The sequence below is a fragment of the Chryseobacterium sp. MP_3.2 genome (assembly GCF_035984805.1).
GTDB lineage: Bacteria > Bacteroidota > Bacteroidia > Flavobacteriales > Weeksellaceae > Kaistella.
In genome coordinates, this window is the sequence record NZ_JAXCHW010000006.1 from 149,606 (window position 1) to 176,347 (window position 26,742).

Genomic DNA, 26,742 nt, shown 5'->3' on the forward strand with positions numbered 1-26,742 from the left:
ATTTAGAATTGGTTAATGTTTACGCTTATGCTTTTCAATTGGTTTTTTAAACTTTTGCCTTCTCTCTTAAATAATGATACGTTTCAATTTGGGACCGGATTTTTTTATCACCAGACTTTACGTAAAAATTGCTCAGTTTTTTATCCAAAATTCTGCCTTTAACATTATCATTGAGCTGAATTTCTAAAATATCTTTAATCTCTTTCTTTAAATTTTTCTGCGTTATTTTAGCCGCAGCCTCAATTCTATAATCCAGATTTCTTGTCATCCAATCGGCGGAAGAAATGTACGTGTCTTCACTCCCTTTGTTATAAAAATACATGACTCTGGCGTGTTCCAAATATTCATCTACAATACTAATTGCCATCAATTTCTCTTTAAAATCTTTCTGATTCACGGCGCAATAAATTCCGCGGATAATTAATTTAACTACTACGCCTGCCGTTGCAGCTTCATACAATTTAGAAATTAAAATGCGGTCACTTAGAGAATTTGATTTAATAATGATGAGGGTTTTGCGCCCTGCTTTGGCTTCCTCAATTTCTTTATCAATGTGATGGATAATTTTCTCCCGCATAGAAGTGGGGCACACCAACAAATTTTTGCAAGATTTTAGGGCAGTTGTGATGTCTTCTTTTGGTTTACGCAGCACCATAAATATTTTGTTGATATCTGCCATAATTGCTCTGTCACTCGTCATCAATAGATGGTCACCATAAATTCTTGCAGTTTTTTCATTAAAATTCCCTGTACTCACAAAACCGTACTGCAAGGTTTTATTTTGAGATCTTTTTTTAATAACGCAGAGTTTTGCGTGCACTTTTTTGTTGGGGATTCCCACTAAAACTTTTACGCCTTCTTGTTCCAAAATTTCCTTCCAGCGCAAATTGCTTTCTTCATCAAATCTGGCGCGAAGTTCCAACATCACCGTCACGTCTTTTCCATTTCGTACCGCATTGATTAGGGCATTAATCACTTTGGAATTGCTTGCCAATCTGTAGGCGGTAATTTGAATTGATTTCACCTCTGGATCCATGGCGGCTTCCCGCAACAAGTCTATTACAGGCGTGAAATGATGGTAGGGAAAATTGAGTAGAATATCGGATTTTTGGATGACGTCTGTAATTCTTTTCCCTACACATTCTGGATGGTCAAAAGAAGTTCTTTCTACCGGTTTTAAATCGGTCTCGAAAACATCTGGAAAGTCCATAAAATGTCGGAAATTATGAATTTTTCCACCTGGAATAATGCTGTCTTTCTTACTGAGGTTTAATTTTCTGATCAAGAATTCTAGCAAGGCCTTATCCATTTCTTTATCAAAAACGAAACGCGTAGGTTTACCTTTTCGGCGGGATTTTATACCTTTTTCTATTTTTTCTGCTAGAGTTGTTTTAATGTCATTATCTAAATCAAATTCGGCATCTTTTGTAACTTTAAAACAATGCGCCTGAAATTCATCATACCCGAAATAAGAAAAAATGTGTGGAAGATTAAAGGCAATTACGTCTTCTAAAAGCATCACATTGTGCGTGATATTGTCCTCATCTGGCAAAGAAACAAATCGTCCTAAAATTTTGGAGGGAACTTCTATGATGGCAAATTTACTTTCATATTGAAACTTTTTTTTGCGCATCGCAATTCCCATATAGAGGGATTTATCACGCAGATAAGGCATGGGGGAATTTTCATTGAGCAATATGGGAATCACATTACTTTCTACCATTTCATCAAAATACTTCGTCACAAACTCCTGATGATTTTTGGACAAGTTTTTAGCATTCCGAATAAAAATATGGTGATCCGCCATATCGACCTGGATTTTCTTCCAGGTTTTATCAAAGTTTTGTTGCTGCTGAATCACAATATCATTAATGTTCTGCAAGATTTTGGTAGGCGGTTGGTAAAAAGATTCCGTGATAAATTTATCTTTAAAATCCATGGCGCGTTTTAAACCTGCAACGCGTACCCGAAAGAATTCATCTAGGTTATTGGAGAAAATTCCAAGGAAGCGAATTCTTAAATGCAGCGGCACTTCTTCATCCATCGCTTCCTGAAGAACGCGTTCATTAAAAGACAACCAGGTAATATCTCTTGGATTAAATTGATTTGACATTATAAAGCTTTAGATTTTCTCAAAAATAGGTAATTTCTCGCGTTTTTACTTGGTTTTTAGGCCGTTTAAAAGGTTAAATTTTCTTAAATTTGAGGGAAATGCTCACCATGTTTTCAAAAGAAATTTTAGTAAAAAATAAAATTCCCGTTCATCACTTGAAGAAGAAAGATTTTCTCTTTCGGGAAGATCAAAAAGCCACACAACTTCATTATCTACTGGTGGGAGAAATCACCATTTATAACACTGATTCTGAGGGAAAAGAATTTTTGATTTCTAAAGTAATCGATCGGCATTTTTTGGGGGAACCCCCGTTTCTGCTAGGAGAAAGGTATCCCGCAAATGCGGTAATCACAAGTGATAGTGCAGAAATTTTTAGTTTCAGCCCAGATCTTTTTCAAAAATTCATGGTGGATCACCCCGATGTGCTGCTACAATTTACGAAAGAAATCGCGAGAAAAGCGTACGATAAGACATTGAAGCTGAAATCTATCGCTCATTTAAATCCTTGTGAAAGAATTATTAATTTTTTAAAAATTCATAAACGAAGCATCGGAATTGAGCTGGAGGATAAAATAATCATACATGTTACCCGAAAAGAAATGGCCAATTCCACAGGTTTAGCTGTAGAAACAGTGATCCGCACGGTAAAGAAAATGGAAAAAGATGGAAAATTAGAACTCATAAATCATAAAATTCACTACTAATGCAAAAGACTTTCTGGCTTAAATTTTCGGTTTTTAATTTTCTTATTGTGGCTGTTCTAGGCGTAATTATGCGCTATAAAATAATGTTCTCCCTGCCTTTTGTAGATCAAAAACATTTGCAAGAAGCGCATTCTCATTTTGCGTTTTATGGTTGGATTACCAATGCGCTTTATGTTTTAATCGTAATTTATCTAGGGAAAATAAATGCGAGCATTAACTTAAAAAAATACCAGGGATTAATCATTGTAAATTTAGTGGCGTCCTTTGCTATGCTTTTCAGCTTTATTTATGGCGGATATTTTTGGGGTTCCATTGCTGCTTCTACTGCCGCATTGCTTTGTAGTTTTATTTTCTTTTATTTCTTTTTGCGTGATTCTTCAAAAATCTCAGATTCCTCTAAAATTTGGTTTTTAGCAGGATTGTTTTTCGCGGTGATTTCATCAGTCGGAGTTTTTTCACTCGGTTATATGAAGATTTCGGGATTGGTTTCGCGGGACTATTTTCTGGCTGCAGAATATTACTATCTTCACTTTCAGTACAATGGTTTTTTTATATTTTCTTGTATTGGGTTGCTGCTTTTTTCTTTAAAGGAAATAAATGCACCCATTGATGAACGGCAGAATAAACTCCTATTTTGGCTTTCGTTCTTCGGATGTTTGGTAGGTTACGGACTTTCTGTACTCTGGATGAAAATACCGGTTGCAATTTTTACCGTCATTGTGATAGCCGCCATTGCACAAACTGTAGGCGCATTCATGCTCTTAAAGTTCGTAAGGAAAAACTGGATTAATTTGGTTTTAAAATGGTCACCGATGCAACGATTCGTGCTCTTATTTGCAGCTCTCGCATTTGCGGTGAAGATTATTTTGCAATTAGGATCAACCATTCCGGTGGTCAATCAATTTGCTTTTGGATTTAGAAATGTGGTGATTGCTTATCTTCATTTGGTTTTACTTATGTGCATTGCAACGTTCATCATTAATCAGATTTTAGCCACTAATTTTTTCATTATCTCTAAATCACTTCTTCTCGGGTTGAAACTTTTGCTTCTCGGTATATTTCTGAATGAATTTACGCTCGGTTTAATGGGTGTTTTTTCTATCAAATATATTTCAATTCCCTTCGCGAACCTCTTTCTTTTGGTATTCTCTGTATTGATGATGGTTTCTATTTTTATCCTCTTTATCAACATGAAGGAGAAGAAATTGCTATAAGTGATTTTAAAAACAAGGCAAAAAAATAGCTTTTCAAACTAATGAAAAGCCATTCCAAACACTAAATTTAATAAACTACTTATTTATTTTATTCGGGAAGTAAGACCTCATCAATCACATAAACAATTCCGTTTGACGCGGGAACCGTTTGTACAATTTTAGCTTTCCCATTGATAAGAGGTTTTCCGTCTACCATGGTGATTTTTATATTTTTACCACTAACCATTCCTAAAGATTGGCCATCACTCATTTGATCTTCTTTGATGACCCCCACATAAGTGTGATATCCCAAAATATCTGATAAATCATCTACTTTATCTGGTTTCAATAATCCTTCTACCGTACCTTCTGGCAGTTTGTCAAAGGCCGAATTTAGTGGAGCAAAAACTGTAAACGGTCCTGCATTACTTAGAGAAGTTGCTAATCCCGCAGCTTTCACGGCTGTAACCAAGGTTGATAGTTCTGGAGTTTTTGCGGCTAGTTGAACTACGTTTGGATTGGAGTCATCATCTTGAATTCCATCTTGACCATGACCAACACTCTCTGTAGAGGTAGAAGATTCACTGGTTGTTGCTTCCGATTTATTGCAGGAAACAAGGGCAAATCCAATCATGCCGAGAATAAGTAGAGACCTTTTCATCTGTTTTAATTTTGAATAAATTTACGCAGACTTTAGAAGTTTGTGTATGACCGCGGTCATAGTAAATAGATTTGATATGGTGATAAATATCAGATTTTCTTAGTAGTAAATTAACGGAAGAACGGCGAAATTACTTCGCTTAAAGAGAAAGAATTCTACAAATCTTTTTTGTTGAATTTTATCAAAGAGAGCACAAATGGGACAGTGGCCCAAATTAGTAAAACCAGCATAGAAATTCCCATGCCGCCGCCTGAACCGAATACCTGTTGAAAAATTGCACCTGCATAACCTAACATGGCGGAGATATTTAATTGGAGCAGAACGAAAATCCTGGCTAAACCGACGGGATTTAAACCAGCCAACGTTGCCATAATTCCTTCTATGGGGTAATCTGCAAACTGAAACATCAACATCAACAATACGCCATCATAAATAATACTGAAAAAGAGCCAAATGAAAATAGAAATTCCAATTCCTTTTGCGCGATCTCGGCTAGAAATGGCAGATAGCATTGCAAAGGCAGTAAATATGATGGAGAGTAAAACACCGCTGATAATAAGGGAAAAACCAGTTTCAATGGAGGAATAGAGTAGAATTGGGACGCCGCAACCCAAAAGAAAGGCGAATACTAAGGCCGTAGAAAGTCCTAAAAAAATATTGAACCAAACTTTTACCCGCGCCACAGGTTGACTGAGGAGCAACTCTATAAATTGGCTGCTGTTATAGACATAAATGGTAGAAAAAATAATGCTTACCAAAGGAACTACAAGCAGTACCACATTTAATAAACTTAAAGTAGCCTTCGTATAATTATTTTCTAAGCCCAAAACGGACCAAGAAATAATGAATAGCAAAATAGTATAAAAAATGACAATTTTATTTTTTAGAATATCGAATAAAATAAAGCGCGCAATCTTGTTCATAATCTGATTTTTGGCCGGAACCAAAGCAATTTTTAACTTAACGAATACCGAAGGAAGAAGATAGAAGAAATTTAGTTTTTCATTTCCTTCAAAATGCTGATGATGGATTCTGATATTTTTTCAGTTTTTCTCTCCGTCATTAAATCTTCCACCGACTGATGAATGATCATTTTTCCTTCATTCAAAAACACAATTTCACTAATCATATCATCTAATTCACTTAAGAGGTGAGAGGTGATGATGATTAATTTTCCTTTAGCAATCTCCTTAATTATTTTATTTTTTAAAATTTCTGAAGCTAATGGATCCAGTCCTGCGGTAGGTTCATCCAGAATAATAATTTTCGGGTTGAACATGAAGGCTAAAACTGCACTTACCTTTTGAGTGGTTCCACCAGAAAGTGTGCCCATTTTTTTTGGATACAATTTCTCCAGCTCGAAAGCTTCTAAAAGTTCTGTATCCAGTAAATCATCAGCAATATTCCGCGTGTCCTTAATCATTTTGAGGGTTTGCTTAATGGTCATGTTTTCCGGATATCGCCCAATTTGAGGCATGTAACCAATATTATTTCTGTAGAGATAATCATCTTTTACACTTTTGCCTTCTACCAAAATATCGCCATCTTCTACCACATTAAGACCCAAAATACATTTAATAAGCGTTGTTTTTCCGCAACCATTGGGACCAATCAGAGCGATGGATTTCCCATCAGTAAAGTTGAGGTTCAAATCATCCAACGCTTTGAACTTGCCAAATGTTTTCGTTAAGTTTCTTACTTCTATCATATCACTTTCCCAGAATATTAAACTTTCGTAAAAATTCCTTTTTCTTTTTTAAAGGTTCACTTTTTTCATCAGTGGATGCTCATCAACAAAACTTGCAGGCGTTAAACTCGGAATAATTTTCTCCGTTTTATCCAAAAGGTCTACAAAGAAAGTTTTAAAAAGGAGCATTACGGCAGGATTTCGTTCTACCAAAACGGCGTACAAACTTAAAGGGTGAAAGGGAATATCCCCAATTTGATCTTTATTCAAATCATAACCTTCATATTTGTCCCAATAATTTTTTTTGAAATCATTCATCGCCATGGAGCCACTCGTGCTCACATCAAAGGTATTATTGATAAAATTATTCTCAATCACCCGATTTTCCATACAGTTAGAATTGATTTTCATTCCCCAACCGTTGCTTTGAAAATCATTTTTAAACAAATCAATTTTTGTAGCACCATCCAGAAAGATAGCAACAGTATTGCTGTGAAATCTGTTGTGTTTTATTTTGCTGAAACTAATGTCTTTTAGCAGTAATCCATAATTGCCATCGCCCCAATTATTGATAAAGCTATTGCCCGTCATTCCTACATTATTGCTGTACATCACGGCAACTCCAGCGTTATTATTGTCGAAGGTGTTTTCTACATAAACATTATCATCTGCAAACATAAAATGCAAACCATATCTGAGATTCTTTTTGGAATAATTGCGGTAGATGTAGGATTTGGTCACTTTTTCCAGATAAATTCCATCTTTTTGACCTTCAATATAGTTGTTTTTGATCCAGATTTCGTCACTCACCCAAGCATGAATTCCATCCCCAACTCCTTCTTGAGATCTGGATCGATGAGAGGTGATCTTATTATTTTGAATCAAACATTTATAGCCTCTCTGAATGTAGATTCCAAAGTAATTATTTTCGAAAATATTATTTTCAATGGTAGAATAATGACTGTCATACAAACGTACAGCGCCAATATTTTCAATTTCGTCTTCTCCAGAGTTGATAATTTTAAAACCTTTTAAGTTGATGTGATTGGCGCGGAAAGACAAAATCTCATATTTCATCTGCCCATCTAATACAGGTCTGCCAATACCGATTAAAGAAAGTGGTTTATCAATGCTGATATTTCCCTCCTTATAAATGCCTGATTCTACAAAAATACGGTCGCCACTTTTAGCAGCAGAGACCGCATGTTTTATGGTTTTAAACTGTTCTTTTTTACCGACTTTTAAATCATTGCAGAAAAAGAAGAGGGGTAAAAAGAGAAACACAAGTCTGAACATGAATTTTTTATTTAATTACAGCAGCACCTAACTCAGCTGCCGCTTTTTCTGCCACCGAAATATTTTCGAAAGCTTGTGTGTTTCCACCCATGGGGGATTTTATGGCTCCACCTTGAACAAGAGTAGCATTGGCTTTTTCTACAAATTTTTCTGAAGGGAAATCAATAACATAAAACTGGGCATTTTTGGCTTTTTCTACTTCGGAGCTTTCGTACATAGTCATACAGCTGAGGTCATCAAATTTATAGATACGGCCTTTTTCTGTAATCATTTCTGTAGCATATTTTATGTCAGTAATGGTCATCTTGCAATTATCGCACTGGTCTTGCCCGAGAAGAAAATCTTGCGGACCACTATCTTGACAAGCCATTAAAGTAATTACGAAGGAAAGTAGGAGAGACGTTTTTGAAAATTTCATAGAAAAGTTTTTTAATTACGAGTTTAAATCTACTGTGTCCACAGGTCTTTTAAATTCAATAATGGCTAAGATAACCAAAATAGCTGCAACGCCCATCATAATTCCACCGCCAATATTGGGATAAGAATACGCGCCAAAATTCAGCAATTGTTTAAATCCGATTAAGGGAGGTTGGTAAGACATGCCTGGAACAATAATGGCCGCATGTGGATCTAAATTGTGTCCATAATCATACTCCCACATGTAGAAATCCACCATAAACGCAACTCCGAATATTAAGAATAAGACTGTAGCTGCATAGAGTAAAGCTTTTTTATTGAGGTAGGCGACCAAAAAGCATAGGAGTGCGAAAAACCCTAAAGCATAAGGAAGTATTTTAAATTCCCAGAAATCTTCTTGATGAATCGTCTTCATGCCGATATAATGGTTTAAGCCGTTAATAATTTCGTAATCGCCGGAGATTTTATAAGACCAGAGGAACATAGAAAGTCCTTCTGGGTATTGTGGAGCCTCCAGATAAATGGACCACATAGGAACAAAAATAGAAACAACAAGACAGATCCCAAGGAAAATGAGTGTCATTCTGGAATATTGATGTAATGTTTTTTTCTTCATTTTTTTAGTATTTAAATACGTTTTTTTACGATGAGTTTGCTAGGTAAAGGTCGGTTCTTTAAATGGTTCTTAAAGCAACCTTTTGCACAAAGTGATTGATATCATCAAAAAGAAAAAGGGCAGTAAAACTGCCCTTTATGTAATAAAATTTATTTGGTTTCTGCGACTTTCACGGGACTTTGCGCGTTGTCTTTTTTGTTATTGAGAGAGTAGATCAGCGGCGTATTACTTCCGGCTGGAGAAACTCTTACATAACCCTGCATTTCTTGGTGAAGGGCACTACAGAAATCGGTACAATACATTGGATACATTCCTGGTTTTTTCGGCACCCATTTCAGTGTACATGTTTCACCTGGCATGATGAGCAGTTCTGCATTTTGGTTTCCTTTGATGGCAAATCCATGTGGCACATCCCAATCTTGTTCAAGATTTGTTACGTGGAAATAAACTTCATCACCAACTTTTACGCCTTCAATATTATCTGGTGCAAAGTGAGATCTGATGGAGGTCATGTAGACATGTATTTTGTTGCCTTCTCTTACTACCCTACTTTCCTTTTCTCCTTTCGTTACATAAGGGTGTTTATTGTCTTCTATTTTAAAGAATTTTACAGAAGTTTTAGAGAGCATTTCCCCTGGTAAAGCTTGTGCGTAATGCGGCTCGCCAAAGAGTGGGAAATCTAGAAGGAGTTTCATTTTGTCTCCTGTAATGTCAAATAATTGAGCAGACTGTGCCAATTCTGGACCTGTTGGAAGATATCTGTCTTTCGTAATTTTATTGTAGGCTACCACATATTTCCCGAAAGGTTTTTTGGAGTCTCCACCTGGAATCATTAAGTGACCTGTAGAGTAAAAAGTAGGAACTCTATCAATTACTTTTAGATCTTTTATATTCCATCTCACCAATTCAGATGACACGAACATGGAAGTAATAGCGTTTCCTTGACCATCAAATTCTGTATGCAAAGGTCCTAAACCTGGTTTCTGAACTTCACCATAAAGTGCTGCTTCATATTTAATGACTTTCACACCATCATATTCTCCGCTGAAAGCTTTGTCTGCAATCGCTTTTTGAATTTTATCAAAACTGAAAACCGGTATTAAGGCAGCTAGTTTACCAGATCCTACAATGTATTCTCCTGTTGGGTCAACATCACATCCGTGTGGAGATTTCGGGCAAGGAATAAAATACATTGCATCTTTCATATCTTCTACAGAAAGAACCAAGACTTCTTTTTTCATGGTAGAAGTTGCTGAATGCGTGCTTTCATCCCATTTATTGTGAACATATTCTGTAGCCACTTTTCTACCTTTACCTGCTCTCGCCATTTCTGCAGCTTTTTTCCAGTTCACCGCCATAATGAAATCTTTATCATTTTGGGAGGCGTTAACTTCTAATAGGGTGTTGGCTTTTTCAGAATTGTAACAGGAGAAGAAGAACCAGTCTGCTGATTTTCCCTTACCTGCATGAGAAAGGTCAAAGTTAATTCCCGGTGCTTCTATCTGGAAATCAATATCCATTTCCCCACTTTCTTTGTCAATTCCGATAAAAGAGATTACACCTTTAAAGTTTTCTTTGAATGTGCTGATTGGAACGTCACCGTTTTGGTCATCTGTAGGAACGGCAAATCTGGTACCTGCAACTACGTACTCCGTATTTTCTGTAAGGAATGGAGAGGAATGATTACCCGCGGAATTAGGGATTTCTATTATCTCTACCGTTTTAAAAGTTTTAAGATCTAATCTTGCAACACGTGGAGTATTATTAGCATTGGCGAAGAGCCATCTTCCGTCTACTTCACCATTAGTCTGGGAAAGTGAAAGGTGATGCTGATCATCCCAAGGAATAAATCCGTGAGAAGTTTCTAACATGGGTTTCGTTTCTTCACTGTAACCATACCCGTTTTCTGGGTTAACAGAGAAAACAGGAAGAACTTTCAGCAATCTTCCACTTGGCAAACCGTAGACACTCACCTGTCCATTAAAACCACCGCTGACAAAGTTGTAAAACTCGTCATATTTTCCGGGAGCTACATAAACTCTCTCAGCAGCATCACCACTTACAGCAGTTTCTGTTCCTTTCGGCTTACAACTGGTTAGAGCACTTACGGCAATAATGGTAGAGAGTCCGAATAATTTTAGACTTTTCATTTTATATTTGATTATTAATTTTTGAATTTTGATCCTTACTTCGCTCCGTCAATTTCCCGCATATACTCTAGGATTTCGCGAGCTTCATTGTCTGCAAGACCTTGGTTTGGCATTCTAACCAAACACAATTCTAATTGTTTTTGTAATTCTGGATCCACATCGATCATTGGGTCTGGATTAGAGATAAAGTTCATAATCCATTCAGGAGTTTGTCTGGTGGTCACTCCTTTCCAACCTGGACCTACTAATTTTTCTTCTGTTGGTTTGTGGCAAGAGGTACACTTCACTTCCGCTATTCCTTTGCCGGCAGCAGCTAAAGCGGGATCAAAACTACTCACGTCAATTTTGTCATGCTTCCCTAAGCCTCTATTTGGATCGTAGGATGATGCATCGGCTGTAGTTTCTGCAGTGGCAGTGGTTTCCGTTCCTGATGCAGTAGGAACAGAATCTGTTTTTTTGTCTCCCTCGCAAGAAAGGAATGCAAAAGTGATTGTAGCAAGACCTAGTGTTTTTAAGAGTTTCATATGTTTATTGTTTAAATTTATAGGTCAAAAGTACCATCATTAACAGTTCTCCTCGTATGACTACAGTCATACGCTTAGTATGATATTTATCGCCATATTTGTGGAGCAAATTTTTACTAAATTTGTTAAAAATTAGAAAGATGAATAAATACATTGCGCTTTTTGCCTTATTATCGATATTTTCTTGCAATAAAAATTTGGAATCTGATAAAGAATCCAACGTAATGCTAGAAGAGCCAGCCTTTAAAGTTTTAGATTCAGCTGCAGCTAATAAACATGAAGGTCTTGCATTAATTGAAGGTGCAGATTGTCTTACATGTCATAAAATTGATTCCCGCGTGGTTGGACCGTCTTATCAGGAAGTTGCAGATAAATATACAGATGCAGATATTGATATGTTAGCAACCAAAATTATTGAGGGTGGTAAAGGAGTTTGGGGAGAAATCCCGATGAGTGCACACAAAGGAATGAGTGAAGCCAATGCAAAAAAAATGGTAGAATATATATTGACCTTGAAAAAATAACTGTTATTTTAATTGTTTAAAGAGGAGCACTTTGTTTTTAGAAATAGGGTGCTTTTTTATGCCCAAAATCCCCGATGAACCCTCTTGTATCTTTCATCTTGGGACACTATGATCCCCTATTTTCAGGTTATGAAAATCAAAATAGATGACCACTTATGATACGAATCTGTCAATATGTCACACTTTGTTCTATGGTACAAAATTGGAGAATTGGAACGTAACTAAAATAAGAACATAAAATATTGATACTATGAGTAAGATAATTGGAATTGATTTAGGAACAACCAACTCTTGTGTTGCCGTAATGGAGGGTAAAGACCCTGTTGTAATCCCTAATGCAGAAGGTAAAAGAACTACACCTTCCATCGTAGCTTTTACAGAAGATGGAGAAAGAAAAGTAGGTGATCCTGCAAAAAGACAAGCAGTAACGAACCCTACCAAGACAGTTTATTCAATCAAAAGATTTATTGGTACACACTTTAAGGATGATGCGAAAGAAGTTTCCCGTGTTCCCTATAAAGTGGTGAGCGGACCAAATGATACGGTTAAAGTAAAAATCGATGATAGAGAATATACACCTCAAGAAATTTCGGCAATGATTCTTCAGAAAATGAAGAAAACTGCGGAGGATTATTTAGGTCAAGAAGTAACAAGAGCCGTAATTACTGTTCCTGCATACTTCAATGATGCACAAAGACAAGCTACAAAAGAAGCTGGAGAAATCGCAGGTTTGACGGTAGAAAGAATTATTAATGAGCCTACTGCAGCAGCATTAGCTTATGGTTTAGATCAAAGTCATAAAGACCAAAAAATTGCAGTTTACGATTTAGGTGGTGGTACCTTTGATATTTCTATCCTTGATTTAGGAGATGGAGTATTTGAAGTATTATCTACAAATGGAGATACACACTTAGGAGGTGATGATTTTGATGATGTGATCATTAATTGGTTAGCAGACGAATTCAAAGCTGAAGAAGGCGTAGAATTAAAAGGTGATCCAATTGCTTTACAGAGATTAAAGGAAGCAGCAGAAAAAGCGAAAATTGAATTATCGTCTTCTGCACAAACGGAAATTAATCTTCCCTATATCACCGCAACTGCAACAGGCCCAAAACACTTGGTTAAACCTTTGACAAGAGCGAAATTTGAGCAATTGGCGGCAGATTTAGTGAAGAGATCAATGGATCCTTGTAAAAAAGCATTATCTGATGCTGGTCTTCAGATTACAGATATTGACGAAGTTATTTTAGTAGGTGGTTCTACCAGAATCCCAATTATCCAGGAAGAAGTAGAGAAATTCTTCGGTAAAAAACCGTCCAAAGGAGTAAATCCTGATGAGGTAGTCGCTTTAGGAGCTGCGATTCAGGGTGGAGTTTTGAGCGGCGATGTGAAAGACGTTCTATTATTAGACGTTACGCCACTTTCTTTAGGAATTGAAACAATGGGTTCAGTATTCACCAAATTAATTGATGCGAATACTACTATTCCAACTAAAAAATCAGAAACATTCTCTACGGCAAGTGATAACCAACCTGCCGTTTCCATTAGAGTTGGACAAGGTGAAAGACCAATGTTCAATGACAACAAAGAAATCGGACGTTTTGATTTATCAGACATTCCACCGGCTCCAAGAGGAACGCCTCAAATTGAAGTAACCTTCGATATTGATGCCAACGGAATCTTAAGTGTTTCTGCCAAAGATAAAGGAACAGGAAAAGAACAAACCATCAAAATTCAGGCAAGTTCGGGACTTTCAGATGATGAAATCCAAAGAATGAAAAGAGAAGCAGAAGAAAATGCTTCCTCTGATGCGAAGAAAAAAGAAGAGGTTGAAGTAATCAACAAAGCAGACGGTTTAATTTTCTCTACAGAAAAACAACTGAAAGAGTTTGGCGATAAACTATCTGCAGATAAAAAAGCAGCCGTAGAAGCAGCACATGCAGAATTGGTTACTGCTTTTGAAGCAAAAGATTTAGAAGCAATTAAAACCAAAACTGAAGCCTTAGATGCAGCTTGGATGGCAGCTTCGGAAGAAATGTACGCCAATACTGCACAACAAGGACAGCCACAAGATGGCGCTCAAGGAAATGCAGGCGCAAATTCTGGAGCAGAAGATGTTCAGGATGCTGATTTTGAAGAAGTGAAGTAATTCATTTTCCATAAGTTTGTTAAACTAAATTCCCCGAGTGAAAACTTGGGGAATTTTTTTGTTCAAAATCTGAAATCAAGAGTATTTATGAAAATTAGTTCAAATACCATTAAGGCAAATTTTGAAGAATGTGATAGCTCCTGCAAATTATTTTTATAATTCTGGGTGATGATTTGCGCTGAATATAAATATCTTTGCACTCATAAAAAGTACAAATATGCTCTCCAAAATAATCGTCCATAAAGTAGGAAACAAAATCAATCAGGAACATCTTTTTCTTTCGGAAACTGAACTTCAGGTAGAAGATGAAATGAAAGAATTGCTGACTGATTATTTCATCAATGCCTTTAAATCTGAAGAGCAATTTCAGTTTTACAGTGATTCCTATTTATCCTTAAATCCGATATATTCTTCTGTAGCAGAAATCTTTGAAGACAGAGATAAATTCCGTTTCGAGTCTGAAAATATTGCGAAACATCTATTTGAAATAACACAAAACACCCGCGTTCAAGGTGGTGAGGTTTTCGTGGTTTATTTTGAAGGTGGTTTAATGGAAGATGGTTCTCAAATCGATTCCATTGGAATTTTTAAAACAGAAGATAAAAAGCCTTTTTTAAAAATTAATTTAAAGGAGGAAAACTATGAAATCGATAAAGATTACGGAATTTCCCTGGCAAAATTGGACAAAGGTTGCCTCATTTACAACACGGATAAGGAAACAGGTTACGCCATTTCTGTGGTAGACAATAATAAGAATGGAGATCAATATTATTGGTTTGAAGATTTTTTAAAAATTCGGCAGCGAGATGATGAATATTTTCACACGCAAGAAACGCTTTCCGTTTTTAAAGATTTCGTCATCAAACAATTGCCCCAAGAATTTGATGTGAACAAGCCTGATCAAGCAGATTTTCTCACCAAGTCGCTCAATTTTTTTAAAGAAAAGGAAACTTTTGACTTTGAAGAATTTACCACTGAAGTTTTGGCGGATAAAAACGTTATCGAAAGTTTTGTGAATTATAAAACGGATTACGAACAAGAAATGCAGGTTTCTATTTCAGAAGAATTCCCGATTAACCAAACCGCAGTGAAAAAAAACCAGCGCTATTTTAAAAGCATCATCAAACTGGATAAAAATTTTTCTATTTACGTTCACGGCGACCGAAAAAAAATTGAGCAAGGTCAAGACGAGCATGGAAAATATTACCGTTTATACTTCGAAGAAGAGAAATAAGTTGTTTAGAAAGGTTAGAAATTTCATTTTCTGCGCTGAAAAACGGTTTCGCATCTGAATGAAAGGTGAGAAATTTGACTTTAATTTTTTCAAAACAGATGTTGATCAATTCCCAGTTTTAGCAGTTTAATACCGTTTAAATCAATGTATGATTATTCAAGCATTTAAGAATTACTATAGGAGTTTATCTCCGAAAATAATTATTTCTTTACTCTTTTTTATTGCTTCTTTGTTTGTACTCTTTGTGATTACTGATGAAATTGTGATAGAGAAAGAAGAGGATATTGATTTTCAAGTTTTCAAGTTTTTTAAAACCTACATCGTAAAAGCGAATCTCACAGATTTCATGGCCACGGTTACCAACTTCGCTTCTGTTAGTTTTATGATGGGTGCAACTGCTTTACTAATAATCATTTTGCTTTTCACTAAAAATCATAAAAAAGCCAATTTTACCGCGTTTACTCTGCTCGGTGGATTACTGCTCATTGCAACAATGAAATTTGGGTTTGTAAGACCCAGACCACCTTATCCTTTACTGCACAAAGAAGAAACATTCAGTTTTCCCAGTGGTCATGCTACATTCAGCTTTATATTTTATGGAACATTAGCCTACTTTGTTTGGTTAACAGACCTTTTGAAGAGTTGGAAATACATCATCATGACACTTTTAATTTGTCTATCTCTGCTTATTGGATTAAGCAGGATTTATCTACGCGTTCATTATGCAAGTGATGTCCTAGGCGGATTTTGTCTGGGTTATTCTTGGCTTTTTTTAATGATTTATGTTTATAGAAAATGGTGGCCATTGACTTAATTGCATAATTAAGAATCCGATGTTAATTTTATACAGGTATATTTGTAAATAAGAGTAAAATATTAATATATATTGTACTATATCCAAATCCTTCAAACGGAGAATTTAACATTAAGTTTGACGCTGAAGTAGGAAGCCAAGTTGTAGTACAGCTCTATGATATGTCAGGAAAACTGATTGGAGATTACAGCAATAAAGTTGCAAGAAATGGCAATAAAGCCACTTTAAATGTAAACAATTATAATCTTTCCGGTGGTTTATATCTAGTTAAAGTTAAAACTTCAACTACAGAAAAAACCATTAAACTGATTATTAAAAAATAAAATACAAATCAATAAAATGAAGACTGTCTAACAAGGCAGTCTTTTTTTTTGATATTTTTAGCGGGAGTAACGTCTCTCGCTTGTCTGGAACCAAGACAAATCGTAAATTTGAAATTTACAGTAAAAATTTCTAGAATCTTAAAAAAAACAGAAGTTCAGTATACTTAAAACTACGTTAATTAAGATTTTCAAAAAACAGAATGCAATGCCAGAAGGTCCTTCCATATTATTTTTAAAAAATAAATTATCCCGTTATAAAAGCAAGACAGTTTCCGAAGCGTCGGGATACGGCGACATGGATAAGTCTGAAATCACCAATCTAAAATTGGTAGATATCGATACCTATGGCAAAAATCTGCTTTTTGTTTTTAAAGATTTTTTTGTGGGCGTTCATTTAGGACTTTTCGGGAGTATGCTCGTGAATAAGAGGAAAAAGGTCAACGCGAGTTTCGCTCTACATTTTTCTGATGCTGAAATTAATTTTTATGTCGCGAAAACGAAGCTACATCGAGGTGCTCCGAAAGATTTATATAACTTCAAAACCGATATTTTAAAACCAGAGTTTGATTCAGAATTCATCATCAATGAATTGAAATTGCCAAAATATGCAGATCAAATGATTGGAGATGTGATGATGGACCAAAATGTGTTCACGGGAGTGGGAAACATTATTCGCGTAGAAGTCCTGTATCGCGCAAAAATCCATCCAGAAAGCATCGTGAGGGAAATTCCTGAAAAGAAATTACAATTCTTAATGAAAGCCGTGGTCGCTTATGCAGAAGAGTTTTTAGATTTAATGAAAACAGACGAAGTAAAAGAATTGGCTTGGGCCTATGGTAAAAAAATCTGCCCAAAAGATAAAAAAGAATTGCTGATTGCAGAGATGGGAAAGGTAAAACGAAAAACCTATGTCTGCGAGAAATGCCAGAAATTATACAAATAGAAAAATCCTGCAGCAATGCAGGATTTTTATTTTTAAGGTCGATATGATTCCCTTTAGTCTTAAAGATTTTATTTTTAAGGCGTATAGATATTTTCTTCAAAAAGTCCTTCTACTGACCAATATCTTTCTCCAGTATCGTAATTGAAAGTTAAAATCACGGCTCCTTTTGGAAGGTCTCCCAATTTTTGTTGAACTGCGGCTACGGAAGTTCCTGTGGAAATTCCGGCTAAAATTCCTTCTTCAGCCGCTAATCTTTTCGTGAATTCAAAAGCTTCTGCTTTTTCAACTTGAATGGTTCCATCTAAAAGATCGGTGTTCAAATTTTTCGGAATAAATCCAGCGCCAATTCCTTGTAACGGATGCGGTCCAGGTTTTCCGCCACTGATCACATTAGAATCTTTCGGCTCTACCGCGAAACTTTTCATGTTCGGGAATTTTTTCTTTAAAACTTCCGTCACACCCGTAATGTGACCACCTGTTCCAACTCCTGTAATCAAATAATCAAACCCATCTGGAAAGTCATTTAAAATTTCCTGAGCAGTTACGGCCGCATGAACGTCAGGGTTTGCAGAATTTTCAAACTGTTGCGGAATCCAAGAATTTTCAATTTCAGCTGCCATTTCTGTGGCTTTTTTAATCGCGCCACTTGTTCCTTCTTCTTTCGGAGTTAAAACAAAGGAAGCTCCGTAAGAACTCATCAATTTTCTGCGTTCTACACTCATACTTTCTGGCATCACCAAAACGAGTTTGTACCCTTTTACCGCACAAACCATGGCTAAACCAACTCCAGTATTTCCAGAAGTAGGTTCTATAATAAGCGTGTCTTTATTTATTTTTCCTTCTTTTTCGGCTTTTTCAATCATGGCCAAAGCAATTCGGTCTTTCAAACTTCCGCCTGGATTTTGTTTTTCTAATTTCATCCAAACTTCGTGATCTGGAAATATTTTATTGATTTTTACCGAGGGAGTATTTCCGATGGCTTCTAATATATTGTTCAATTTCATAATATAAATTTTTAAGATTATTAATTATTTGGGCAGCTTTTTCCGCCCTCCATTCCCGCTTTTTTTATGGTAATCTTCGGCAAGCTCATCTCACCATAAAAAAGAGCTCCATTCAGGTCGGGCTGCAAAAGAATACTTCTTTTAAATACTGAAAATAATCGGCTCATTTCCGGGGAATTTATTTTTCACCGTTACTTGACCTTTGTGAAAGACTACCGAATTGGAAGCCACACTGCTCGTAATCCAAACATTTCCACCTATTAAAGCATTCTCTCCGATGGTTGTTTCTCCTCCCAAAATCGTGGCATTTGCATAAATCACGACGCCATTTTCTATGGTTGGATGTCTTTTAATATTCTGCAAATTTTTCGCCACAGACAATGCGCCTAAAGTGACGCCTTGATAAATTTTCACGTGATCACCGATTACCGTGGTTTCCCCAATCACAATTCCTGTGCCGTGATCAATAAAAAAATGGGCTCCAATTTTGGCTCCGGGATTAATATCGATTCCGGTTTTGCTGTGCGCAAATTCCGTCCAAATTCTTGGAATTAAGGGAATGTTATTTTCGTAAAGTTCGTGAGCAAAGCGATATACCGCAATTGCAAAAAATCCAGGATAAGAAAACATGATTTCTTCCAGACTCTTTGCAGCTGGATCATTATCCAAAATTGCTTGTGCGTCATTTTCCAGCATTTCATAAATCATCGGGAAACTAGCAAAGAAAGAATCGGTTTTCAGGGTTTCATGATCTTCCGTAACCGAACATAAAATTTCTTTAAATTCTTCTTTGAATTCATTGAGTCTGCTTTCAATATTGCTCAATTCCGAACATCTTTGATATTCCAGAAAAAAAATAAAACGAAAAAATCGATCAATAAAATCCTCGATTTTCTTCTTGTCAATGTCGTATTTTCGGTTGGAATAACCTTCATGAAGTTTCTTAGCAAATCCCATTTACTTCTGTAATTTTGAACAAATTTAGTTTATAATTTACTGCCTAATCTTGATTTAAGGTAAGAATTAACAATACGAACAATGCATCGAATAAATGAAAACCATGTTTAAAGTCAGCGGAAAAACTTTAGTAAGAACAAAAATTGCTCAAAACTTTAACATTTCGTAAATTTGAATTCTAAATAAAATGAGAGTCAAAAGGAAACGACAGATTCTAAATTACCTTTAAAAATAAATAATAAAAATATGAAAACGCAAGTTTCCATATTTCCATTAAAAATAAATAAATAAATAAATTAATATGAAAGTTACCGTAGTTGGAGCAGGAGCAGTTGGTGCAAGTTGCGCAGAATACATCGCGATGAAAGATTTCGCCGCAGAAGTTGTTTTAGTAGATATTAAAGAAGGTTTTGCCGAAGGTAAAGCGATGGATTTAATGCAAACCGCTTCTCTAAATGGTTTCGATACCAAAATTACCGGAACAACTGGAGATTACAGCAAAACTGCAGGTTCCAAAGTTGCCGTAATTACTTCCGGAATTCCACGTAAACCAGGAATGACACGTGAAGAACTCATCGGAATCAACGCTGGAATCGTGAAAGAGGTGACTGCAAACTTGGTAAAACATTCGCCAGACGTAATCATCATCGTGGTTTCAAATCCGATGGACACGATGGCTTACTTGGTTCACAAAACTTCTGGACTTCCAAAAAATCAGATTATCGGAATGGGTGGAGCTTTAGATTCTGCACGTTTTAAATACCGATTAGCAGAAGCTTTAGAATGTCCGATTTCCGACGTAGATGGAATGGTAATCGCAGCTCACAGTGATACAGGAATGCTTCCTTTGATGAGTAAAGCAACCAGAAATGGAGTTCCAGTTACCGAATTTCTAGGTGCGGATAAACAAGCTTTCGTAGAAGAAGAAACTAAAGTTGGAGGTGCAACTCTTACAAAATTATTGGGAACTTCCGCTTGGTACGCTCCAGGAGCCGCAGTTTCTGTGATGGTTCAAGCAATTCTTTGCGACCACAAAAAAATGATTCCTTGTTCCTTAATGTTGGACGGAGAATATGGCGAAAGCGATATTTGTTTAGGAGTTCCTGCAATTATCGGCGCAAATGGCGTGGAGAAAATTGTTGAAATTTCTCTAACAGACGCAGAAAAAGAAAAATTTGCTACGGCTGCAAAAGCAGTAAGAGAAGTTAATGGTGATTTGAAATTCTAAGAAAATCATCATTTAATATAGAAACGCATCTTTTCGAAGGTGCGTTTTCTCTTTTTTGTCATTGCCAGGAATGAAGCAATATCAAATAAATCATTCAATTTTTCTTTCATCTATTTCTCAAAATTCATGAAAAGTTCATTCTGTTCTTCAGTTTTAAACCCTTAAATTTGACCTTTAAATTCAACATTTATAAATCTCTTCTTATGTTAAAAAATATCGGTATTCTATTTTTAACCGTTCTTTCAACTGGCTTCAATGCTCAAAAAAACAAATCATCTCAAATCGAAAGGCCAAAACTCGTTGTTGGATTGGTCGTGGATCAAATGAGATGGGATTATTTGTATCGATACTATGAAAAATACCAGAATGATGGTTTCAAACGCCTTTTAAATCAGGGCTATTCGCTCAATAATGTTCATATTAATTATATTCCAACCTATACTGCAATTGGTCACACCACCATTTACACAGGTTCCGTTCCTGCGATTCATGGAATTGCCGGAAATGATTGGTTTGATAAGACCACGGGAAAAAACATTTATTGTACAGAAGATAATACGGTAAAATCTGTGGGTACAATGAACGCGAAAATTGGTAATCAATCACCACGTAATTTATGGTCGACTACCATTACAGACGAACTTCGGTTAGCAACCAACATGCAGGCAAAAGTAGTCGGAGTTTCTTTAAAAGACCGCGCTTCAATTCTTCCAGCGGGACATAATCCAACCGGAGCTTTTTGGTTTGATGATACCACGGGAGATTTTGTGACCAGTACTTATTATATGGAAGCTTTGCCGAAATGGGTGAAAGATTTTAATGATTTAAAAGTAGGAGAGGGCTTGGTAAAAGATGGATGGAATACATTATTGCCAATTAATCAATACACAGAAAGTTCCCCAGATAATTCTCCGTGGGAAGGTTTACTTGGAAGTGCGAAAACGCCAGTTTTTCCTTACAGCAATCTCGCGGCTGATTATAAAAGTAAGAAAGGCGAAATTAAATACACACCTTTTGGAAATACTTTAACGCTTGCCATTGCCAAAGCAGCAATTAAAGGAGAACAATTAGGAGCAGATGCGGTTACGGATTTCCTCGCGGTAAATTTAGCTTCTCCAGATTACGCTGGACATAAATTTGGACCTAACTCCATTGAAGTCCAAGATATTTATTTGCGTTTAGATCGAGATTTGGCGGAGTTTTTTAAGCATTTAGACAGCACGGTAGGAAAAGATCAATACACTGTTTTTCTCTCTGCAGATCATGGTGGTGCTCATGCAAAAGGTTTTATGGATGAAATGAAAATGCCCACTGGATTTTACGGAGAAACTTCTGAAAAAGATTATAATCAATTGTTGAAAGATAAATTAGGAATTGACAAATTAGTTTCCGAAGTGACTAATAATCAAGTCTATCTTGATGATAAATTAATGATAAGTAATAAAATAGATGGTAATGAAGCTAAACAGTTTTTGATAGATTATATCAATTTAGATCCTTCAGTTTTATTTGCGGTAGACATGAAAAAAGCGGGTGCGTCTTCTATTCCAGAACCAATTAGAAGTAGAATTGTAAATGGTTATACTTGGCAAAGAAGTGGTGATATCCAAATAATTTTCCATGATTCATGGTTGCCGAGTTATTCAAAATTGGGAACAACACATGGTTCTTGGAATTCTTACGATTCTCATATTCCCTTAGTTTTTATGGGATGGGGAATTAAAGCTGGGGAAAGCAATAAAGAATATAGCATGACGGACATTGCACCTACATTATCAGCTTTACTACACATTCAATTTCCAAGCGGAAATATTGGAAACCCGATTACAGAAGCCATCGGAAAATAATTTAATGATAATATTTAAAAGCCGCTTTCGAGTGGCTTTTTTTTTTGGGAATTTTAAAAACGAATTATATAAATCTTGCATGAATTTCACAAATTCAACTTCAAAAATTTTTGCTTAGAACTTGTGTGTACTTTGAATTTCAATAGAAAGAACTTCTGTGACTTATGAGTTAGCTAATTACTTATGAGGTCAAAAAAAAGACCGCATTTCTGCAGTCTTCAATATTTTCTAAAAAATTATTTCATTCTATTCGGCGGATAGTTCGCCATAATTTCCGCTACAATTTCCGGAATTTGTTTTTGTTTTGATTTTGGAGAATCTACGGAAATACCGCTTCCGACACCTTGCCAAACTAATTTTTGCGTTCTGGCATCAATTAAATCTAAGATTAATGCGCCTTGATTGTAATTAGAGGTCCAGGTTCTGTTCATGCCAACTCCCCAACCGAAAGGTCCGCCCCAACCGTACATTCCATAAGGTCTGTTACTTTGGATGTCCTGAACTTTTTTATGATTGGCTTTTACGTTGACGATAAGATCTGGAGTTTCAGAAACACTCATGCCTTTCATTTGAAGCTGTTTAGAAACTTCATTCAAAACGCGGTCTTGATCAATATCATTCATTTTCAAATCGTCAATCCGCAATTTATACGTTTTGTATTCATTGAAGTTTGCAGTTTCTGCATAGTCAGATTTCACTTGAAAAGGGCTGCAAGAAGCGAGACCCAAAGTAGCCGAAGCCAATAAAAGGATGATATATTTTTTATTCATGATTTGGTAAATTATATTGTTGTGGGTATTTAAATGCTCAATTATTTGTCTTTTAATCCATCATTTATCCTTCTGCATTTGGTTTGGCCTCCTTTCTCACTGGTTTTTTAAAAGTGTCTGTCTTTTTATCGTACCCGAAAGGACAATGTTTGCAACCACTTTTGCAGCAATAACCGCGTTTCAAGTGATATGCTTCTGTAAAAACTTTGTAACCTTGTTCGTTAAAGTAAAAGTCTTCGTTTTCTTTGATGATTTTTTGGTACATAAGTTAAATCAGCTTTCCTGAAATTAATATCTTTGTCTCATGATCCTTATTAGCACAAGACTTCTCAAAAATACAAAAATTTCGGGGATCACTCTTTTCCCTTTTATTTTGCTAAAAAATCGGTCAGATTTGCACAATAAAATTCTGGTGAACCACGAAAAAATCCACCTTCGTCAACAGGCGGAATTGTTGGTGATCTTCTTTTATGTGTGGTATGTTATGGAATATTATTTTCTCCTATTCAAATTGAAAGATTCTTTTCTCGCCTATAAATCCATCTCTTTTGAGCGCGAAGCATACGCCATGGAAAACGATTTAAATTATTTGGAAACAAGAAAATTCTGGAGTTTCTGGAAATATATTTTAAAATAATTGCGAGGAAAGAAGCAATCTCAGTTTAAAGTTTTTTTTTGTTCTTGCCTCAATTAATAAATTAGTGTTTAAACTGGGGCGCACAATTCTCTCGTCATGTTTACGAGATTCCCGCTTTTTTGTTCTGTTTTGCTACACAAAAAGAGCTCCACTCTGGCCGGGGCGCAGATTTGGCTATTTTAAAATTTTTGATTTCAATTTAAGAAGAAATGAGTTTCCCTAATTGTAAAACAAATTGTGCAATGTTTCCAATGTTAGCAACATTGGATAAAAGTTCTTGAATAGGAAGTTTAGCCTTGTTCCCTGATTTAATTAAAGTCTCAATAATTTCTAAACTTTCCTTCAGATTCTTCTGCTGATCGATGGAAATTTGATTACTATCAAGAATTGCTTGGTGAATTTCTTTAATTGTATTTTCTATCTCACAAGAATTGTGATAAGTAAAGTGATTTTTGAGGAATTACTTCTTGGGAAACTTAAGTTTTCTTCGCAATATTCAATACCATAGCTAGTAATAGTTGCAAAAACTCTTATATAATTTTCATCTTCAAGACGTTTTGCAAGAATTTGAATTTCGTCGATACTGTTTAGAGGAATATTTTGTGTTTCGCAAATATCTTCAATTGTAGAATTTTGGTTAGTATGTAGAGTTTTTAATATTAAGTCTAATTTCTCTAATTGTTTCATAACTACTTTATTTTGTGCTTACTATCTAATATAAAGAATTAAAGTGAGATGTTATAAAGATCAATAAAATAATAAAGATTATTATTTCAAATATTTCCCTCAACTTTGCCCTAATGAAAATTCCCAACTTTTCAATTCCCCTCACAGAAATTGCACTTCAGAAAAATATCCAGCTTTTTGTGAAAAGAGAAGACCTCATTGATCCGAAAATATCCGGGAACAAATATTGGAAACTCTTTTATAATATCAATTCCTATTTAAAACAAAATTTAGAAAATCCTTTCATCATTACTTTTGGTGGCGCATTTTCAAATCATATTGCTGCAACTGCCGCAGTGGGAAAAGAGTTTGGATTGAAAAGTTTAGGACTCATTCGGGGAGAAGAACTTGAAGGAAAATGGCAGGATAATCCTACTTTAAATCTCGCGCGTAAAAATGGAATGGAATTTAGATTTGTGACAAGAGCGGCGTATAGGGATAAAGCTGCGTTAACCCAAATTCTACAAGAAGAATTTCCAGGTGCGTTACTCATTCCCGAAGGCGGAACCAATGAACTTGCCGTGGAAGGAATCCAATTCATGCTCACAGAGGAAACAAAAAGTTTTGATTATCTTTGCACCGCAGTTGGAACGGGCGGAACCGTGGCCGGAATTTCTAAGTTTGCTGAGAAAAATCAGAAGATAGTAGGTTTAAGAGTGGTGAAAGACGACTCCTTATATAATAGCGTTCTTCAATTTTCAGGGAGAGACAACTTCAAACTTTTGGATGCAGATGAAAATGGATACGGTAAAATAAGTGACCAAAATGTCCGTTTTATTAATAACTTTAAAGGAAAATACGGCATTCAACTCGATCCAATTTATACGGGAAAGATGATGCAGAAGATTTTTGAACTCATCGACGAGAATTATTTTCCAGCAGGAAGTAGAATTTTAGCCTTTCATACGGGAGGTTTACAAGGGATTTTTGGAGCCAATGAAATGCTGCAAAAACAAAATCGAGAATCAATCAATTTATAAGATTGATCATAAAATTTTCGCAGATTGAGTAGATAACGCGGATTTACTGCAATTGGTAATCTGCTTAACTACTGAGTGATTTGAAATTTAATATTGGATAAAATTTTACTCGTTTTAAAATCATCAAAAAGAATTTATGAAGAAAATATTTTTTGCTTTTGCACTCCTTTTTATCGCCAAATCGAATGCGCAAACCTGGAAAACAGATGAGCAATACATCCAAAGGTTTGCATCTTACGCCGTAGAGGAAATGGAAAAATATAAAATTCCGGCTTCTATTACTTTAGCACAGGGACTTTTAGAAACGGGTGGTGGACAAAGCAGATTGGCGCAAGAAGGAAATAATCACTTCGGCATAAAATGCAAAGAAGAGTGGACTGGAAAAACCATGAAACATACAGATGATGCACCCAATGAATGTTTCCGAGTGTACAATGATCCACGAGAATCATACGAAGATCATTCAAAATTTTTAGCGTACCGACCTTTTTATACCAAGCTTTTCACTTTAGACATGATGGATTACAAAGCTTGGGCACATGGTTTAAAAAAAGCGGGATATGCAACAAATCCTCGCTACGCTTACATTTTAATAGATAAAATTGAAAGAAACAAACTCTACGAATTTGATAAAACCAATTCCAAAGAAGTCTTGTACGCCGTTTTGAAAATGTATCCAGGTTTAAGCAATGACAATGTTTTTATGGCGCAGCTCGAGCAAAGTAAAGCTTCAAAAAAACCAGTAACGGTAAAAGTTCCTTATGAACAAGTGTCTTACGCCAAGCAGCAAAAGAACGTAGAGAACATTGTATCCAAAGCAGAAACACTCAATTCTATCCTTATAAAAAGCCATCCAAATGGAGGTAAAAAATTCGTTATCATTCCGAATGATATTGATTTAGCTGAGATTTCCAAGAAATTTAAAATTTCTGAAAATTCTTTGATGAAGTGGAATGATTTGGAAAAATCTCAATTGAATAGAAATGATATTCTCTTTTTAGAATCAAAATCCTCCAGCGGAAATGTGGCAACCTACAAAACACAAACGGGCGAAACCATGCACGATGTATCCCAGAAATTTGGAATAAAACTTTCTAAATTATATTCTAAAAACCGAATGGACGCCGGGCAAAAACCACGCTCCGGACAACTTATTTATCTGCAAAGCAAAAAACCTAGAAAATAACTCACGATTTTGAACTGATGATCTGCGACGTAATTTTTGCAAATCCATCATTAAACATC

The 26,742-nt window shown here is 35.8% G+C and carries 27 protein-coding genes; 13 read left to right on the forward strand and 14 right to left on the reverse strand.

From position 1 onward, the window contains the following. Nucleotides 1–46 precede the first annotated feature (46 nt). Entirely contained in the window at nt 47–2,113 is a 2,067-nt protein-coding gene (gene ppk1 / locus RCH13_RS09545) for a polyphosphate kinase 1 (protein ID WP_326987007.1), read from the reverse strand. Nucleotides 2,114–2,220: 107 nt separating this feature from the next. On the opposite strand from ppk1, the gene RCH13_RS09550 reads away from it, so the two are divergent. Continuing rightward, nucleotides 2,221–2,817 (forward strand): Crp/Fnr family transcriptional regulator, encoded by a 597-nt coding sequence (locus RCH13_RS09550; protein ID WP_326987008.1) that lies wholly within the window; start codon nt 2,221–2,223, stop codon nt 2,815–2,817. Next, nucleotides 2,817–4,031: a hypothetical protein gene (locus RCH13_RS09555; protein ID WP_326987009.1), complete on the forward strand. Its 1,215-nt coding sequence runs from the start codon at nt 2,817–2,819 to the stop codon at nt 4,029–4,031. Before RCH13_RS09550 ends, RCH13_RS09555 begins: the two co-directional genes overlap by 1 nt. 88 nt (nt 4,032–4,119) lie before the next feature. Here RCH13_RS09555 and RCH13_RS09560 read toward each other — a convergent pair whose 3' ends face one another. The 8 genes from RCH13_RS09560 to RCH13_RS09595 form a co-directional block, all read right to left on the reverse strand. Beyond that, nucleotides 4,120–4,671 (reverse strand): fasciclin domain-containing protein, encoded by a 552-nt coding sequence (locus RCH13_RS09560; protein ID WP_326987010.1) that lies wholly within the window; start codon nt 4,669–4,671, stop codon nt 4,120–4,122. Nucleotides 4,672–4,826: 155 nt separating this feature from the next. Beyond that, a complete protein-coding gene (locus RCH13_RS09565) occupies nt 4,827–5,594 on the reverse strand; it encodes an ABC transporter permease subunit (RefSeq protein ID WP_326987011.1) in 768 nt (255 codons plus the stop codon). Between the two features lie 71 nt (nt 5,595–5,665). Further along, nucleotides 5,666–6,379, reverse strand: a complete 714-nt coding sequence (locus RCH13_RS09570; protein WP_326987012.1) for an ABC transporter ATP-binding protein — start codon at nt 6,377–6,379, stop codon at nt 5,666–5,668. 48 nt (nt 6,380–6,427) lie between these two features. Next, nucleotides 6,428–7,654 carry a nitrous oxide reductase family maturation protein NosD gene (locus RCH13_RS09575; RefSeq protein WP_326987013.1) on the reverse strand — a complete coding sequence of 409 codons (1,227 nt, stop codon included), beginning with the start codon at nt 7,652–7,654 and terminating at the stop codon, nt 6,428–6,430. A 7-nt stretch (nt 7,655–7,661) separates the two neighbouring features. Then, nucleotides 7,662–8,072, reverse strand: coding sequence for a nitrous oxide reductase accessory protein NosL (locus tag RCH13_RS09580; protein ID WP_326987014.1), 411 nt, complete (start codon nt 8,070–8,072; stop codon nt 7,662–7,664). Between the two features lie 15 nt (nt 8,073–8,087). Then, on the reverse strand, nt 8,088–8,687 hold the full coding sequence (locus RCH13_RS09585; protein WP_326987015.1) for a hypothetical protein: 600 nt from the start codon (nt 8,685–8,687) through the stop codon (nt 8,088–8,090). A gap of 149 nt (nt 8,688–8,836) precedes the next feature. Continuing rightward, entirely contained in the window at nt 8,837–10,837 is a 2,001-nt protein-coding gene (nosZ, locus tag RCH13_RS09590) for a Sec-dependent nitrous-oxide reductase (protein WP_326987016.1), read from the reverse strand. A 35-nt stretch (nt 10,838–10,872) separates the two neighbouring features. Further along, nucleotides 10,873–11,361 (reverse strand): c-type cytochrome, encoded by a 489-nt coding sequence (locus RCH13_RS09595; protein ID WP_326987017.1) that lies wholly within the window; start codon nt 11,359–11,361, stop codon nt 10,873–10,875. A gap of 140 nt (nt 11,362–11,501) precedes the next feature. Between RCH13_RS09595 and RCH13_RS09600 the strand changes: the two genes are divergently transcribed. The 6 genes from RCH13_RS09600 to RCH13_RS09625 all read left to right on the forward strand — a co-directional run bounded on the left by RCH13_RS09600 (nt 11,502) and on the right by RCH13_RS09625 (nt 17,348). Then, nucleotides 11,502–11,885, forward strand: a complete 384-nt coding sequence (locus tag RCH13_RS09600; protein ID WP_326987018.1) for a c-type cytochrome — start codon at nt 11,502–11,504, stop codon at nt 11,883–11,885. 250 nt (nt 11,886–12,135) lie between these two features. Continuing rightward, nucleotides 12,136–14,034: a molecular chaperone DnaK gene (dnaK, locus tag RCH13_RS09605; protein WP_326987019.1), complete on the forward strand. Its 1,899-nt coding sequence runs from the start codon at nt 12,136–12,138 to the stop codon at nt 14,032–14,034. A gap of 217 nt (nt 14,035–14,251) precedes the next feature. After that, nucleotides 14,252–15,268, forward strand: a complete 1,017-nt coding sequence (locus RCH13_RS09610; RefSeq protein WP_326987020.1) for a nucleoid-associated protein — start codon at nt 14,252–14,254, stop codon at nt 15,266–15,268. A 148-nt stretch (nt 15,269–15,416) separates the two neighbouring features. Then, complete coding sequence (locus RCH13_RS09615; RefSeq protein WP_326987021.1) at nt 15,417–16,082, forward strand: phosphatase PAP2 family protein; 666 nt, start codon at nt 15,417–15,419, stop codon at nt 16,080–16,082. Nucleotides 16,083–16,153: 71 nt separating this feature from the next. After that, a complete protein-coding gene (locus RCH13_RS09620; RefSeq protein ID WP_326987057.1) occupies nt 16,154–16,405 on the forward strand; it encodes a T9SS type A sorting domain-containing protein in 252 nt (83 codons plus the stop codon). Nucleotides 16,406–16,610: 205 nt separating this feature from the next. Then, nucleotides 16,611–17,348: a hypothetical protein gene (locus tag RCH13_RS09625; RefSeq protein WP_326987022.1), complete on the forward strand. Its 738-nt coding sequence runs from the start codon at nt 16,611–16,613 to the stop codon at nt 17,346–17,348. 74 nt (nt 17,349–17,422) lie between these two features. On the opposite strand, the gene cysK is transcribed toward RCH13_RS09625, so the two are convergent. Both cysK and epsC read right to left on the reverse strand, forming a co-directional pair. Beyond that, entirely contained in the window at nt 17,423–18,352 is a 930-nt protein-coding gene (gene cysK / locus RCH13_RS09630; protein WP_326987023.1) for a cysteine synthase A, read from the reverse strand. A 141-nt stretch (nt 18,353–18,493) separates the two neighbouring features. Further along, the gene (epsC, locus tag RCH13_RS09635; RefSeq protein WP_326987024.1) at nt 18,494–19,309 is read right to left on the reverse strand and encodes a serine O-acetyltransferase EpsC; all 816 of its coding nucleotides are present in this window, start codon (nt 19,307–19,309) and stop codon (nt 18,494–18,496) included. Between the two features lie 301 nt (nt 19,310–19,610). Here epsC and RCH13_RS09640 point away from each other — a divergent pair, with 301 nt between their 5' ends. Further along, the gene (locus RCH13_RS09640) at nt 19,611–20,537 is read left to right on the forward strand and encodes a malate dehydrogenase (RefSeq protein ID WP_326987025.1); all 927 of its coding nucleotides are present in this window, start codon (nt 19,611–19,613) and stop codon (nt 20,535–20,537) included. Between the two features lie 203 nt (nt 20,538–20,740). Then, complete coding sequence (gene pafA / locus RCH13_RS09645) at nt 20,741–22,384, forward strand: alkaline phosphatase PafA (RefSeq protein WP_326987026.1); 1,644 nt, start codon at nt 20,741–20,743, stop codon at nt 22,382–22,384. A gap of 236 nt (nt 22,385–22,620) precedes the next feature. Here pafA and RCH13_RS09650 read toward each other — a convergent pair whose 3' ends face one another. After that, nucleotides 22,621–23,154, reverse strand: a complete 534-nt coding sequence (locus RCH13_RS09650; protein WP_326987027.1) for a DUF4136 domain-containing protein — start codon at nt 23,152–23,154, stop codon at nt 22,621–22,623. Nucleotides 23,155–23,218: 64 nt separating this feature from the next. Then, nucleotides 23,219–23,419: a DUF5522 domain-containing protein gene (locus tag RCH13_RS09655; protein ID WP_326987028.1), complete on the reverse strand. Its 201-nt coding sequence runs from the start codon at nt 23,417–23,419 to the stop codon at nt 23,219–23,221. Nucleotides 23,420–23,458: 39 nt separating this feature from the next. On the opposite strand from RCH13_RS09655, the gene RCH13_RS09660 reads away from it, so the two are divergent. Beyond that, nucleotides 23,459–23,791, forward strand: a complete 333-nt coding sequence (locus RCH13_RS09660) for a hypothetical protein (RefSeq protein ID WP_326987029.1) — start codon at nt 23,459–23,461, stop codon at nt 23,789–23,791. A gap of 417 nt (nt 23,792–24,208) precedes the next feature. Here the strand turns inward: RCH13_RS09660 and RCH13_RS09665 are convergent, their stop codons facing one another. Further along, the gene (locus tag RCH13_RS09665) at nt 24,209–24,478 is read right to left on the reverse strand and encodes a hypothetical protein (protein ID WP_326987030.1); all 270 of its coding nucleotides are present in this window, start codon (nt 24,476–24,478) and stop codon (nt 24,209–24,211) included. Between the two features lie 113 nt (nt 24,479–24,591). On the opposite strand from RCH13_RS09665, the gene RCH13_RS09670 reads away from it, so the two are divergent. Beyond that, complete coding sequence (locus tag RCH13_RS09670) at nt 24,592–25,497, forward strand: 1-aminocyclopropane-1-carboxylate deaminase/D-cysteine desulfhydrase (protein WP_326987031.1); 906 nt, start codon at nt 24,592–24,594, stop codon at nt 25,495–25,497. 136 nt (nt 25,498–25,633) lie between these two features. Continuing rightward, nucleotides 25,634–26,683, forward strand: a complete 1,050-nt coding sequence (locus RCH13_RS09675; RefSeq protein ID WP_326987032.1) for a glucosaminidase domain-containing protein — start codon at nt 25,634–25,636, stop codon at nt 26,681–26,683. Nucleotides 26,684–26,742: the final 59 nt, after the last annotated feature.

What these genes read in the sequence shown, in the direction of transcription:
- RCH13_RS09660 (WP_326987029.1), top strand. Translation starts at nt 23,459, where the DNA reads ATGATCCTTATTAGCACAAGACTTCTCAAAAATACAAAAATTTCGGGG.
- RCH13_RS09550 (WP_326987008.1), top strand. Translation starts at nt 2,221, where the DNA reads ATGTTTTCAAAAGAAATTTTAGTAAAAAATAAAATTCCCGTTCATCAC.
- RCH13_RS09585 (WP_326987015.1), bottom strand. Translation starts at nt 8,687, where the DNA reads ATGAAGAAAAAAACATTACATCAATATTCCAGAATGACACTCATTTTC.
- RCH13_RS09640 (WP_326987025.1), top strand. Translation starts at nt 19,611, where the DNA reads ATGAAAGTTACCGTAGTTGGAGCAGGAGCAGTTGGTGCAAGTTGCGCA.
- RCH13_RS09580 (WP_326987014.1), bottom strand. Translation starts at nt 8,072, where the DNA reads ATGAAATTTTCAAAAACGTCTCTCCTACTTTCCTTCGTAATTACTTTA.
- RCH13_RS09650 (WP_326987027.1), bottom strand. Translation starts at nt 23,154, where the DNA reads ATGAATAAAAAATATATCATCCTTTTATTGGCTTCGGCTACTTTGGGT.
- RCH13_RS09575 (WP_326987013.1), bottom strand. Translation starts at nt 7,654, where the DNA reads ATGTTCAGACTTGTGTTTCTCTTTTTACCCCTCTTCTTTTTCTGCAAT.
- RCH13_RS09610 (WP_326987020.1), top strand. Translation starts at nt 14,252, where the DNA reads ATGCTCTCCAAAATAATCGTCCATAAAGTAGGAAACAAAATCAATCAG.
- nosZ (WP_326987016.1), bottom strand. Translation starts at nt 10,837, where the DNA reads ATGAAAAGTCTAAAATTATTCGGACTCTCTACCATTATTGCCGTAAGT.
- cysK (WP_326987023.1), bottom strand. Translation starts at nt 18,352, where the DNA reads ATGAAATTGAACAATATATTAGAAGCCATCGGAAATACTCCCTCGGTA.
- RCH13_RS09570 (WP_326987012.1), bottom strand. Translation starts at nt 6,379, where the DNA reads ATGATAGAAGTAAGAAACTTAACGAAAACATTTGGCAAGTTCAAAGCG.
- RCH13_RS09625 (WP_326987022.1), top strand. Translation starts at nt 16,611, where the DNA reads ATGCCAGAAGGTCCTTCCATATTATTTTTAAAAAATAAATTATCCCGT.
- dnaK (WP_326987019.1), top strand. Translation starts at nt 12,136, where the DNA reads ATGAGTAAGATAATTGGAATTGATTTAGGAACAACCAACTCTTGTGTT.
- RCH13_RS09555 (WP_326987009.1), top strand. Translation starts at nt 2,817, where the DNA reads ATGCAAAAGACTTTCTGGCTTAAATTTTCGGTTTTTAATTTTCTTATT.
- pafA (WP_326987026.1), top strand. Translation starts at nt 20,741, where the DNA reads ATGTTAAAAAATATCGGTATTCTATTTTTAACCGTTCTTTCAACTGGC.
- RCH13_RS09615 (WP_326987021.1), top strand. Translation starts at nt 15,417, where the DNA reads ATGATTATTCAAGCATTTAAGAATTACTATAGGAGTTTATCTCCGAAA.
- epsC (WP_326987024.1), bottom strand. Translation starts at nt 19,309, where the DNA reads ATGGGATTTGCTAAGAAACTTCATGAAGGTTATTCCAACCGAAAATAC.
- RCH13_RS09675 (WP_326987032.1), top strand. Translation starts at nt 25,634, where the DNA reads ATGAAGAAAATATTTTTTGCTTTTGCACTCCTTTTTATCGCCAAATCG.
- RCH13_RS09565 (WP_326987011.1), bottom strand. Translation starts at nt 5,594, where the DNA reads ATGAACAAGATTGCGCGCTTTATTTTATTCGATATTCTAAAAAATAAA.
- RCH13_RS09560 (WP_326987010.1), bottom strand. Translation starts at nt 4,671, where the DNA reads ATGAAAAGGTCTCTACTTATTCTCGGCATGATTGGATTTGCCCTTGTT.
- RCH13_RS09665 (WP_326987030.1), bottom strand. Translation starts at nt 24,478, where the DNA reads ATGAAACAATTAGAGAAATTAGACTTAATATTAAAAACTCTACATACT.
- RCH13_RS09655 (WP_326987028.1), bottom strand. Translation starts at nt 23,419, where the DNA reads ATGTACCAAAAAATCATCAAAGAAAACGAAGACTTTTACTTTAACGAA.
- RCH13_RS09595 (WP_326987017.1), bottom strand. Translation starts at nt 11,361, where the DNA reads ATGAAACTCTTAAAAACACTAGGTCTTGCTACAATCACTTTTGCATTC.
- RCH13_RS09600 (WP_326987018.1), top strand. Translation starts at nt 11,502, where the DNA reads ATGAATAAATACATTGCGCTTTTTGCCTTATTATCGATATTTTCTTGC.
- ppk1 (WP_326987007.1), bottom strand. Translation starts at nt 2,113, where the DNA reads ATGTCAAATCAATTTAATCCAAGAGATATTACCTGGTTGTCTTTTAAT.
- RCH13_RS09670 (WP_326987031.1), top strand. Translation starts at nt 24,592, where the DNA reads ATGAAAATTCCCAACTTTTCAATTCCCCTCACAGAAATTGCACTTCAG.